The organism is Prevotella sp. AM34-19LB (genome assembly GCF_003468525.1).
GTDB lineage: Bacteria > Bacteroidota > Bacteroidia > Bacteroidales > Bacteroidaceae > Prevotella.
This window is the reverse complement of the sequence record NZ_QSIG01000015.1, coordinates 17,185-29,234: the sequence shown is the minus strand read 5'-3', so window position 1 is coordinate 29,234 and position 12,050 is coordinate 17,185. Positions and strand designations below refer to the sequence as shown.

Sequence of the window (12,050 nt, the reverse complement as noted above, 5' to 3'; positions counted from 1 at the left end):
GAAAATAATGAATGGAAAAATCTATTGTATATGGAAATTGTTTTAGAGCGTATAGCGAAGAAGAATACTTATACCATCGGCCGACTGTATCTGTTGGCAGATGGTGATGTGAAACGCAAGGCGCTGTCCGGCAAGACTGCCGGCGACAAGCGCAGTTTCGAACATACTTTCGACTTGAAGAAGTTGTCTAAGGACAGCTACTTCTGTGATACCCTGGAGCCTACGTGGCGCAACCTGAACGGGATAGCGCTGAAGCCCGAGGAAGTGAATGCCAAGTACAGCCGTCAGAGCGGCAAGGTGGCAAGAAAGATTCCGGGTCATACTGCCATCCCCGAGGGCTCGTATCGTGTACTCATCACCAAGTCGCCCCGATTCAAGGAGTGGCTGCCGTATGTGCAGGGTGTACCCGGTTTCGAGGGTATCCGTATCCATGCCGGCAACTATCCTGACGATACCCAGGGCTGCATCCTGGTGGGCGAGAACAAGGTGAAGGGCATGGTGGTGAACTCCCGCATCTGGCTCCATCGTCTGATGAAGCGCATCCAGGCGGCTGAGAATCAGGAAGAAGGCATCTGGATTACCATCATCTGATATTGCATAACCGTATGAAAAAAGCGGCAGCCGTATCTTCGGTTGCCGCTTCTTCTACGTTTATCGCTTTTTTACAAGCTTTGTCTCTTTTCCAATCCTTATTCAGCATCCTCAGCCTTCTTGCGGCGGGAAATGCGCTTGCGCTTTGGCTTCTCCTCAGCATTCTGAGTCTCGATCTTCACACCTGCCAACTCTGGGTCGATGAGGATACGGCCGCAGTACTCACAAGGGATGATCTTCTTGTGCATCTTGATATCCAACTGGCGCTGAGGTGGAATCTTGTTGAAGCAACCACCACATGCATCACGCTGCACGTAAACGATGCCCAGACCGTTGCGGGCACCCTTGCGGATACGCTTGAAGCTGGCGAGCAGACGTGGCTCAATCTTCTTCTCAAGCTCGAGAGCCTTCTCCTTCAGGCGCTCCTCCTCCTCGTGAGTCTCCTCCAGGATGTCTTCCAGCTCAGCACGCTTCTCTACCAGTCCGTGCTCCAGGTCAGCCTTCTTCTCCTCAGCCTTGTGAAGGTCGAACTCGCGCTCGCGCATCTTAGCCATGCCCTCGCGGATCTTCTTGTTGCAAAGCTCGATTTCCAACTCCTGGAACTCGATCTCCTTGCTCAAGGTATCATACTCGCGGTTGTTGCTCACGGTATCGAGCTGCGCATGATAGCGCTCCAGGCTAGCCTGTGCATCAGCAATCTCGTTCTGCTTCTGGTAAACAGCATGGTCGAACTGCTCGATTTCGCGCTGGATGTTCTCGATACGAGTGGTGAGACCGGCGATATCATCTTCCAAGTCCTGAACTTCGAGAGGAAGCTCACCACGCAACTCGCGGTTCTCGTCGATGCCCGACAAGGTTACCTGAAGCTGGTAAAGAGCCTTCAACTTCTCTTCAACTGTCAAATCTGTAGGATCTTTCTTTGCCATAATTTCTTTATTTTATCTTTAAACCTTTATTGTTCTTTTTAAAGCTTTTGCCCTTACAGGGCGCATGGGGACATCAACCATTATGGGGGATATCACCCATTATGGGGCTATCATCTCTCTTATAGATAGATGATGGGATTGGTATTGATCTCCGAGATGCAGCACTTGGCATCTGGGAAATGAGAGAGGATGATGCTGCGGAAGATTTCGCTGGTGAACTGCTCACTCTGATAGTGGCCGATGACGCAGATCTGAATCTCCTGCTCATGACCGAAATACTCGTGGTAGCTCATCTCGCCCGTGATGAAGGCATCGGCTCCTGCCGCAATGGCATCGCCCAGCAGGAACGAACCCGAACCGCCGCAGAGCGCCACCTTGCGGATAGGGCGACGCAAGAGCTGGTTGCACTGCACGCACTCCACACCAAAACGCTCCCTGATCAGCAATACCAGGTCGTCGGCAGCGATACCCTCGGCGAAATGCTCCTTCACCTCATCCGAAAGCCTGCCAGCCTGGGCAGCCTTCAGGATATCCTCGTCAGAGATCTCTCCTATTACGCCGCTGCCGCCCTTCACGCCATCCACTTCCTTCTCGCCACCGAAAAACTGCACGTTCTTCAGGCCCAGCTTCTCGGCAATCTTGAAGTTCACTCCGCCTGCCGCTGCATCCATGTTGGTATGCATGGAGACGATGGTAATATCATTCTTGATCGCCTTGCGAACGGTGCGCTGCACATAGTTCTCATCCGATATCCTGGAAAGCTTTCTGAAGATGAGCGGATGATGGCTTACGATGAGATTGCAGCCCTTCCGGACCGCCTCATCCACCACCGCCTCAGTGACGTCAAGACACAACAATGCCCCTGACATTTCTACCGCCTCTGTCAATCCAACTTGCAGGCCGGCATTATCATATCCTTCCTGCAAGGGCAGAGGCGCGTAATGTTCAAGGGCATCAATTACTTCTCTTATTTTCACGCTCCTAATATGTCTTATTTTATAATTTAGGCTGCAAAGTTACGCATTTCTCACGAAATTAGCAAGCGTTTCACTAAAAATTTTCAAAAAATTATGTAAGTTGCCGATTTTTTAGTATATTTGCACGCATAAAACATTAAAAATACAAAAGCTTATGCATCACTCAATATTACCTTGCGATTTCGCACTTCCCGCAGAATGGGAACCACAGAGCGCCATCATGCTCACGTGGCCACACGGCGGAACGGACTGGAAGCCGTATCTGAGACAGATAACCAACACGTATCTGCAGCTCGCAGACATCATCACCCGCTACGAAGACCTGCTGGTGGTGACACCTATCCTGGAAAGCACCCAGAGAATGCTCGCCGAAAAGCTGTCGGAGGGACAGATGAGCCGCATTCACCTCTACGAGATGGATACCAACGATACCTGGGCGCGCGACCACGGACCTATCAGCATGGTTTCGCGCGGCAGACACAATTCGCACATCATCCCTATCCATCTGCTCGACTTCAAGTTCAACGGATGGGGCGAGAAATTCGACTGGAAAAAGGACAATGCCATCAATCTGCAGCTCTACTATCAGGGAGCCTTCAATGCGGCGCTGGAAAACCACCAGGGCTTCGTGCTCGAAGGCGGAAGCATAGAGAGCGACGGCAGGGGTACGCTCTTCACCACATCGCAGTGCCTGCTGGCGCCTCACCGCAACCAGCCTTTCACCCGCGAGAACATCGACTGCCAGCTCAGGAATTTCTTCCATGTAAGAAATGTGGTATGGCTCGACCATGGTAATCTGGTGGGTGATGATACCGACGGACATATCGACACCATCGTGAGAGTGGCTCCGCACGACACCTTATTATATGTAGGGTGTGATGATGCGGAAGATGAGCAGTATGAGGACTTCCAGGCGCTGGAGAAGCAGCTGCAGAAGCTCTTCACCTACGAGGGATACCCTTACCGACTGCTGAAGCTGCCGATGCCGGATGCCATCTATGACGAGGGCGACAGACTGACTACAGACAGGAACAGCAAGGGAGACAGACTGCCTGCCACCTATGCCAACTTCCTGATTCTGAACGGTGCCGTGATTTATCCTACTTACAACCAGCCTGAGAAGGACGAGGAGGCGAAGCGACAGATTCAGCTTGCCTTCCCAGACAGAGACGTGATAGGAGTAGATTCGCTCACCATCATCCGACAGCACGGAAGCATCCACTGTCTCACCATGCAGCTGCCGGAGGGGGCTATCAAATAAAGTATTAGAAAAGACACAGACATAAATGAAACTCGGATTATTACAACTTCACATTACGGCGGACATCGCCGATAACAAGACCCGACTCGCCGAGGGCATCATCGACCTGGCGAAGCGTGGCGCAGAACTCATTGTATTGCAGGAACTTCACAACACGCTCTACTTCTGCCAGGTAGAAGACGTAGAGAATTTCGACCTTGCCGAACCGATTCCCGGTCCATCTACCGAATTCTACGGCAAGCTTGCCAAGGATCTGGGCGTGGTGATCGTTACTTCGCTCTTCGAGCGCCGTGCTCCGGGGCTGTACCACAATACGGCTGTGGTGATAGAGAAGGACGGAAGCATAGCCGGAAAGTATCGCAAGATGCATATTCCGGATGACCCTGCCTACTACGAGAAGTTCTACTTCACCCCTGGCGACCTCGGCTTCAAGCCGATACAGACTTCTGTGGGCAAGCTCGGCGTACTGGTATGCTGGGACCAGTGGTATCCGGAGGCTGCCCGACTGATGGCGCTGCAGGGCGCAGACATCCTGCTCTACCCTACTGCCATCGGCTATGCCACCTATGATACCGAGGAGGAGCAGCAGCGCCAGCGTGAGGCGTGGACTACCGTGATGAGAGGCCATGCCGTGGCAAACGGTTTGCCGGTAGTGGCTGTAAACCGAGTGGGATTCGAAGCTGACCCAAGCGGTCAGACCGGCGGAATCCAGTTCTGGGGCAGCAGTTTCGTGGCAGGTCCTCAGGGCGAGCTTCACTATCGTGCGAGCGATGACGAGGAAGAGAGTCTGGTGGTGGATATCGACCTGAAGCACAGCGAGGATGTACGCCGCTGGTGGCCATTCCTGCGCGACCGCCGCATCGAGAACTATGGAGATATCACGAGAAGATTCATAGATTAAGGGAAGTTAGAGAGAAATTAAGGAAAAGTTAAGATTGGATTTTCAGGATAATGGAGAATTTGGAAGTGATAGTGGTTCTGTTCATCTGAATGCTACAACTTAACATTAAAAAGAAAGTATGAGAAAAAATAAAATGATAAAAACCAGCCGACTCCTGCTGCTCGCCATGGCGCTCGGAGGCTTTACTAATCCTACACTGGCGGCACCGATAGAACACATCGGCGACCGCTACATCATGCACGTATCAGAAATGGAACTCACAGGCGAGGAATCGCTTCTCGATGTGCTGATGATGTGCCCCGAAGTCATTACGATGGACGGCAACAACATCATCGGCGGTGATCCTTTCGCCCATCTCTACGGCAAGTTCGTCATCCGCATCGACAACCAGGAATATGGTCTCGACTACGCTACCCTGCTCCATCATTTCAAGGCGAGGGAGATAGAGAGCATCAAGGTTTGCCAGAACTCTGAGGTGATGAAGGGATGCAGCAGTCTGAAAAAGGTGATTGACATCACCCTGCGCAAGGGTGAGAACGGAGTGAGCGGAAGAGTAGGTCTCTTCGGCGACACCTATGGCGGCGGAAAGGGCATCGTGAGCGTATTGAGCCAGCAGGACAAGCTGCGCATCCTGACCCACGTAGAGGGCAACATGCAGCGCACATCCAACAGTCTGGGCGATAATCCAGACGAAGGCTCAAGCCTCATCAATCACTATTCGCACGAGGGAGCCAAGATGAACATCCTCTGGACTCCTACCGAAAAGGACATGCTGGAAGTGGATGCGATGCAGACCTACACCCGAAACCATTTTACCGGTACGCCAACCGACTATGTACGCGCCTACCATCTCCAGGCAGACTATACCCGCCTGCTGGGCGAGAAGGGAGCGAGCATCCTCTTTACCCTGGGTGCCGAGAACATCAGCGACAACGGCGGAAATGCGGCAGATGCCAGTGCGGCACCTTACCGCAACCACGCCACCTATCCGTTTATGGTAGTGGAATATGCTACTCCGGTGATTTCCGAGAATCTCTGGCTTACAGCCGGTTTCGAGGGCGGACTGTCTATCGAGAAGAACTGTGTGGCTGATTACATCAACCACTCCAACTATCAGGACCTGTATGCTCAGCTGGATTATACCATCGGCAAATGGGGCTTCATGGTGGGCGACCGATTCCGCACCATCAATTTCCGTCCGAAGCAGATTGCCACAGAAAAGTCCTGGAAGCACAGTACCCACAACCATAGCTACACGGTGAGCGTATATCACAACTTTGCACCGGGCCATACCCTGCAGGGCACATTCTGCCGCCGAATCTTCAATGCCGATTTTGGCGATTTCATTACTGCAGGCGACATGGAGGGGGCTTGGCGTCCATACTACACCAAGGACATCAGCGAGCGCCTCGCCTACGTGGCTGAGCTGAAGCATACCTACAGCAAGCCGAATCTCGTGGTAAGCAGTTCTATCAAGAATATCCATCAGGATCTTCCGGGTGTAGATCGCGACAACACACTGGACATCGGAACTACAGCCTTCTGGCATAAGGGAATGCTGAGGATTACCGCCGGAGTGAATTACTTCTGGGAAAAGGCTGAGATTTTCGGAGGCGAAGAAGGTATGAACTCTAAAACCAGCAAATACAGCAATTTTGCGATATTCAAGCTGGCTCCGCAGTTGTCATTGCCTGCTGGCTGGCGCCTGACATCCAATATGATCTGGTGCACCCGTCGCCACACGCTTACGCCAGCCTATACGCCAGCCAATCTCTATGCCGAGGTGGGCGTGTATAAGAACATAGGCAAGCATCTTACTCTGGAAGGCAGGTTCCACGATATTGCCGGTCAGCATTTCGGCAACCGTGCAGCCACCATAGGTTTCACCTATTACTTCTAGTTCTTTTCGGAAATAATTCGGAAACAATTCGAGAACAATTCGGAAACAATTCGAGAACAATTCGGAAACAATTCGAGAACAATTCGAGAACAATTCGGAAACAATTCGAGAACAATTCGGAAACAATTCGGAAAATCTCAGAAAAGAACAATCATAAAATGATGATCCCGACTCTCCAAGAAAAAGGAGGGTCGGGATTCTCTTTTTATATAATATTTATGAACCTATAACCGTATGTTGATCCTGGAAATATTTTATGTTGACAATCTCTCTTTACTAAATCTTATGATCTTATGTTGATCTCTCTCTCAACTATATCTTATGCTGATAACTCTCTTTATAGAGAATCTCTCTGATATTCATTAAAAAACTATGTTGATATGACCTGGATTCCAACTAACAATCTGTTCTTATCATTCTTACATTTCTTATCTTTCTTATATTTATTATATTTATTATCTTTCTTATCATTAGATGAGCGGCATCCCAGCCTTCTCACATTCTTTTCTCATATCTTCCGGCCAGATACTAGCCTGAATCTCGCCGATGTGCGCCTTGTGGAGCAGCACCATACAGAGACGGCTCTGACCGATACCACCACCGATACTCAATGGCAACTTGTCGTTGAGGAGCTGCTGGTGGAAATAGAGTTTCTCTCTATCTTCCTTGCCTTCCAGCTTCAACTGGCGAAGCAGGCTCTCCTTATCAACACGGATACCCATGGAACTCAGCTCAAAGCTTCTGCCCAATACAGGATACCAGATCAGAATATCACCATTCAATCCCTCCTTGCCATTCTCGGCTACAGTGCTCCAGTCGTCGTAGTCAGGAGCACGTCCATCATGCTTCTTTCCATCGCTCAACTTTCCGCCGATACCCTCGATAAACACAGCGCCGTATTTCTTGCAGATAGCATCCTCACGCTCCTTAGGAGTCTTGTCTGGATACATATCGAGCAAATCCTGCGCATGGATAAAATGAATCTCCCTTGGCAGGAAAGGCTTCAGCTGCGGATAGTGCTCGCAAGCCAGGAACTCGGTGCGGAGAATGGCTGCATAGATGCGGCGAACCACATCTTCGAGGTATGCGATGGTGCGATCATCCTTCGTAATCACAGCCTCCCAGTCCCACTGGTCCACATAGAGCGAATGAAGATTATCAAGTTCCTCATCGGCACGAATGGCATTCATATCAGTATAGACACCATAGTCTGGCTCTATCTCATATTCTGCCAAGGTCAAGCGCTTCCATTTAGCCAGAGAGTGAACCACCTCAGCCTTTGCATCACCCAAATCCTTGATAGGGAAAGTTACAGGGCGCTCCACTCCATTCAGGTCGTCATTGATACCCAAACCCTTCAGTACGAAGAGAGGGGCGGTGACACGGCGCAAGCGCAACTCTGTGGACAGGTTCTGCTGGAAGAACTCTTTTATCATTTTGATACCCATTTCGGTCTGGCGCATATCCAGCAGCGCCTTATACCCTTCGGGTTTTATCAGATTACTCATTTTATCTATTATATATCGTTTATAGTTTCTTATTTTACTGTTTATCTTACTTTCACGCTGCAAAGATACAAATTTATTATTAATCTGCAAGCGTTTTTCGGAAATATTTCGCAAAATGATAGCATTTTTTCTATTTTCAGTATCATTTTGCTGATTTTCTCACGCCTTTTTCGCCCTATACATTATATATATAGAAAAAAAACGTGCCAAATATTTGGTTATTCGAAATAAAAAACGTACTTTTGCAGTCAGTTACTCCTAAAGGGTAGGCGGTGTTTGCCGACAAATCACCATTTCTGGTCTCGTAGCTTAGTTGAATAGAGCGTCAGATTCCGGTTCTGAAGGTCGTGGGTTTGAGTCCCACCGAGATCACTACTACATTAAAATTTAATTTAAGAACATGGATTTAGTAGAACGTTTCATAAACTATACAAAATTCGACACACAGTCGAGTGAAGACTCTGAAAGTGTGCCAAGCACGGCAAAACAGTTGGAATTTGCCAAGTACCTGAAGCACGAACTGGAGGAAGAAGGTCTGAGCGACGTAGAGATGGACGATATGCTACATCTACGCCACCCTGAAGGGCAATACCAAGAAAAAGACTCCTACCATCGGCTTCATCTCTCACATGGACACCAGTCCTGATGCCAGCGGAAAAGACATCAAGGCCCGCGTCATCGAGAATTACGACGGCGAGGATATCGAACTCAGTCCGGGCATCATCTCCAGCGTAGAAAAATTCCCTGAACTCAAGGCGCACAAGGGCGAGGACATCATCGTAACAGATGGAACTACCCTGCTCGGTGCAGACGACAAGGCGGGCATCGCTGAAATCGTACAGGCAATGTGCTACCTCCGCGACCATAAGGAAATCAAGCACGGAGACATCCGCGTGGGCTTCAATCCAGACGAGGAAATCGGCATGGGCGCCCATCACTTCGACGTAGAAAAATTCGGCTGCGACTGGGCTTACACCATCGACGGCGGCGACCTGGGCGACCTGGAATATGAGAACTTCAATGCTGCTGCTGCCAAGATACACATCAAGGGCGTGAGCGTGCATACAGCTATGCCAAGGGAAAGATGATCAACGCAAGCCGACTGGCTGTGGAATTCCAGAACATGATTCCTGAGGCAGAAACACCTGAGCAGACCGACGGATACCAGGGCTTCTATCACCTGCTCGGCATCGAAAGCCGCTGCGAGGAGGCTAAGCTCAGCTATATCATCCGCGACCACGACCGCCAGAAATTTGAAGCTCGCAAGGATTTCATCGAAGACTGCGTCAAGAAGATGAACGAGAAGTACGGCGAGGGAACTGTTACGGCAGAAATCTACGACCAGTACTACAACATGAAGGAGAAGATTGATCCAAACATGCATGTCATCGACATCGTGCTCCGTGCCATGCAGGAGAGTGGTGTTCCACCTCGCGTAGAGCCTATCCGTGGCGGTACAGATGGTGCGCAGCTCAGCTTCAAGGGTCTTCCTTGTCCAAACATCTTTGCCGGTGGCGTCAACTTCCATGGTCCTCACGAATTCGTGAGCGTACAGGTGATGCAAAAGGTAGTGGATACCATCGTGAAGATTGCGGAAATCACAGAAGAGTATAACGACTAATATATATGGGGAATTTAGGAGAAATCTAAATTCCCCATTTTCATAAACTGACTATTTTTTAGAGAGATTATCATTTTCATAAACAGAAAAATATGGCAGAAATTCCCTATTTAGTAAAAGACCTCGCCCTCATCCTGATGGTGGCTGGCATTGTTACCCTCATCTTCAAGCGGCTCAAGCAGCCCCTGGTGCTGGGTTACATCGTGGCGGGCTTCCTCGTGTCGCCCCACATGCCCTACACCATGTCGGTGATGGACGAGACGGATATCCAGACCTGGGCAGACATCGGTGTCATCTTCACCCTCTTCTCGCTCGGTCTCGATTTCTCCTTCAAGAAAATCGTGAAGATGGGAGCCTCGCCCATCATCGCCTGCATCGTCATCGTCTTTTCCATGATGATGCTGGGCATCAGCGTGGGTCACAGCTTCGGCTGGGGCAGGATGGACTGCATCTTCCTGGGTGGTATGCTCGCCATGAGTTCCACCACCATTATATATAAGGCTTTCGACGATATGGGACTGCGGCAGCAGAAGTTTGCCTCCATGGTGATGAGCGTGCTCATCCTGGAAGACATCCTTGCCATCGTGATGATGGTGATGCTTTCCGCCATCGCCGGAGGCAACAATCCGGATGGCGAACAGATGTTTACATCGGTACTGAGGATTGGCTTCTTCCTGGTATTATGGTTTATCGTGGGCATCTTTGCCATTCCGCTCTTCCTGCGTTCGGTCAGGAAGTTCATCAATGGTGAAACCCTGCTCATCGTTTCCCTGGGACTGTGCTGCGGCATGGCGGTATTATCTACCAAGGTAGGTTTTTCAAGCGCTTTCGGAGCCTTCGTCATGGGTAGCATCCTGGCAGAAACCATTGAGGCTGAGAAGATTATCAAGCTGGTAGAACCGGTAAAGAATCTTTTCGGAGCCATTTTCTTCGTATCGGTAGGTATGCTGGTAGATCCCAACATTCTGGTAGAATATGCCGTTCCTATCCTCGCGCTCGTGGCAGCCATCCTGATAGGACAAGCTACATTGGGAACCTTCGGATTCATGCTGGGCGGCGAATCATTGAAGTCGGCAATGCGCTGCGGATTCTCGATGGCGCAGATTGGAGAGTTCTCCTTCATCATCGCCTCGCTGGGCTTGTCGCTGGGAGTTATCAGCAACTTCCTCTATCCGGTAGTGGTGGCTGTTTCTGTCATCACCACCTTCCTCACCCCTTACATGATTCGCCTGGCGCTACCTTCCTATCAGCTGATGGAGAAGCATCTGCCTAGCAAATTCATCAATATCCTGAACCATTTTGCGATGAGCCGCCCCTCTACCCAACAGCAGAGTAAGTGGAAATCGCTGATCCGACAGATGACCATCAATACCGTGGCATACTCCATTCTTTCGGCTGCGGCGATAGCGATGATGTTCACCTTCGTCTTGCCTCTGATGCGCAACATGCTGCCAGGCAGGAATCTCCACTGGTACGCCAACGTCATCACGGGTCTGCTCACCATCGTGCTCATCTCGCCTTTCCTGCGAGCCATCGTGATGAAGAAGAATCACAGCCCGGAATGGAAGCGACTGTGGGTGGAGAGCAGCATCAACCGCATTCCGCTACTCTTCACGGTATTCGTGAGATACGTCATCGCCCTGGGCTTCATCTTCTACATCATCAACTATCTGTCCCGATTCACCAATGCGCTGATGGTATGCATCGGAGCCGTGATTGTACTGCTGATGTTGGGGTCGCGCCACATCAAGAAACGGAGCATCGTGATGGAGCGCCTCTTCCTGCACAACCTGCGTTCGCGCGATATTGCCGCACAGGTGAACGGCGAAAAGCGCCCGCTCTACGAGGGTCATCTGCTGGATAGAGATATCCATATCAGTGAAATCGAGGTACCGGAAGACAGCATCTGGTGTGGCAAATCACTGAAGGAACTGCACCTTCGCCAGCGTTTCGGCATTGATATGAGCAGCATCCGAAGGGGTTCGCAGCGCCTGAACATCCCGAATGGCGACACCGTGATATTCCCTGGCGACAAGCTTCAGATTATCGGTAACGACGACCAGGTGCACAAGTTTGCCCAGGCGCTCACCACCGAGCTAGCCCCGGAAGACCTGGAGATAGAGAAACGGGAGATGAAGCTCCGCCAGCTCATCATCAGCGGCGGCAGCGAATTTCTGGGCAAGACGCTGGAAGAGAGCGGCATCCGCAACAAGTACAACTGTATGGTTGTTGGCTTGGAAGAAGGTCAGGAGAACCTCACCCACATCCTCCCTTCCCGCGTTTTCGAAAAGGGCGACATCATCTGGCTGGTAGGCGAAGAAGCCGACCTGCAGAAGATTCAGGAAAAGAGCTAAAATTAACCTGC

The 12,050-nt window shown here is 50.6% G+C and carries 8 protein-coding genes, 1 tRNA gene and 1 pseudogene; 7 read left to right on the top strand and 3 right to left on the bottom strand.

Annotation, left to right across the window (positions count from 1 at the left end):
• Positions 1–30 precede the first annotated feature (30 nt).
• On the top strand, positions 31–591 hold the full coding sequence (locus DW830_RS06400) for a DUF5675 family protein (protein ID WP_119249338.1): 561 nt from the start codon (positions 31–33) through the stop codon (positions 589–591).
• Between the two features lie 98 nt (positions 592–689).
• Here DW830_RS06400 and DW830_RS06395 read toward each other — a convergent pair whose 3' ends face one another.
• Positions 690–1,517, bottom strand: coding sequence for a zinc ribbon domain-containing protein (locus DW830_RS06395; RefSeq protein ID WP_119249320.1), 828 nt, complete (start codon positions 1,515–1,517; stop codon positions 690–692).
• Between the two features lie 119 nt (positions 1,518–1,636).
• Positions 1,637–2,494, bottom strand: coding sequence for a Nif3-like dinuclear metal center hexameric protein (locus DW830_RS06390; RefSeq protein WP_119249319.1), 858 nt, complete (start codon positions 2,492–2,494; stop codon positions 1,637–1,639).
• Between the two features lie 154 nt (positions 2,495–2,648).
• Here DW830_RS06390 and DW830_RS06385 point away from each other — a divergent pair, with 154 nt between their 5' ends.
• From DW830_RS06385 to DW830_RS06375, 3 genes are all read left to right on the top strand, one after another.
• Positions 2,649–3,755 (top strand): agmatine deiminase family protein, encoded by a 1,107-nt coding sequence (locus DW830_RS06385; protein ID WP_119249318.1) that lies wholly within the window; start codon positions 2,649–2,651, stop codon positions 3,753–3,755.
• Positions 3,756–3,780: 25 nt separating this feature from the next.
• Entirely contained in the window at positions 3,781–4,656 is an 876-nt protein-coding gene (locus DW830_RS06380) for a carbon-nitrogen hydrolase (RefSeq protein WP_119249317.1), read from the top strand.
• Between the two features lie 118 nt (positions 4,657–4,774).
• Positions 4,775–6,556: a hypothetical protein gene (locus DW830_RS06375; protein WP_147487231.1), complete on the top strand. Its 1,782-nt coding sequence runs from the start codon at positions 4,775–4,777 to the stop codon at positions 6,554–6,556.
• Between the two features lie 470 nt (positions 6,557–7,026).
• Here the strand turns inward: DW830_RS06375 and asnA are convergent, their stop codons facing one another.
• Positions 7,027–8,064: an aspartate--ammonia ligase gene (asnA, locus tag DW830_RS06370; protein WP_119249315.1), complete on the bottom strand. Its 1,038-nt coding sequence runs from the start codon at positions 8,062–8,064 to the stop codon at positions 7,027–7,029.
• 298 nt (positions 8,065–8,362) lie between these two features.
• On the opposite strand from asnA, the gene DW830_RS06365 reads away from it, so the two are divergent.
• The 3 genes and pseudogenes from DW830_RS06365 (at position 8,363) to DW830_RS06355 (ending at position 12,039) form a co-directional block, all read left to right on the top strand.
• Positions 8,363–8,436, top strand: a tRNA-Arg gene (locus DW830_RS06365).
• Positions 8,437–8,464: 28 nt separating this feature from the next.
• Positions 8,465–9,685 (top strand): annotated as a pseudogene (gene pepT / locus DW830_RS06360) (peptidase T).
• Positions 9,686–9,777: 92 nt separating this feature from the next.
• A complete protein-coding gene (locus DW830_RS06355; protein ID WP_119249314.1) occupies positions 9,778–12,039 on the top strand; it encodes a cation:proton antiporter in 2,262 nt (753 codons plus the stop codon).
• The last annotated feature ends 11 nt before the right edge of the window (positions 12,040–12,050 follow it).

Excerpts from the sequence above, each read along its gene's own strand:
- DW830_RS06400 (WP_119249338.1), top strand. The coding sequence starts at position 31 with ATGGAAATTGTTTTAGAGCGTATAGCGAAGAAGAATACTTATACCATC.
- DW830_RS06395 (WP_119249320.1), bottom strand. The coding sequence starts at position 1,517 with ATGGCAAAGAAAGATCCTACAGATTTGACAGTTGAAGAGAAGTTGAAG.
- DW830_RS06385 (WP_119249318.1), top strand. The coding sequence starts at position 2,649 with ATGCATCACTCAATATTACCTTGCGATTTCGCACTTCCCGCAGAATGG.
- DW830_RS06380 (WP_119249317.1), top strand. The coding sequence starts at position 3,781 with ATGAAACTCGGATTATTACAACTTCACATTACGGCGGACATCGCCGAT.
- DW830_RS06375 (WP_147487231.1), top strand. The coding sequence starts at position 4,775 with ATGAGAAAAAATAAAATGATAAAAACCAGCCGACTCCTGCTGCTCGCC.
- asnA (WP_119249315.1), bottom strand. The coding sequence starts at position 8,064 with ATGAGTAATCTGATAAAACCCGAAGGGTATAAGGCGCTGCTGGATATG.
- DW830_RS06355 (WP_119249314.1), top strand. The coding sequence starts at position 9,778 with ATGGCAGAAATTCCCTATTTAGTAAAAGACCTCGCCCTCATCCTGATG.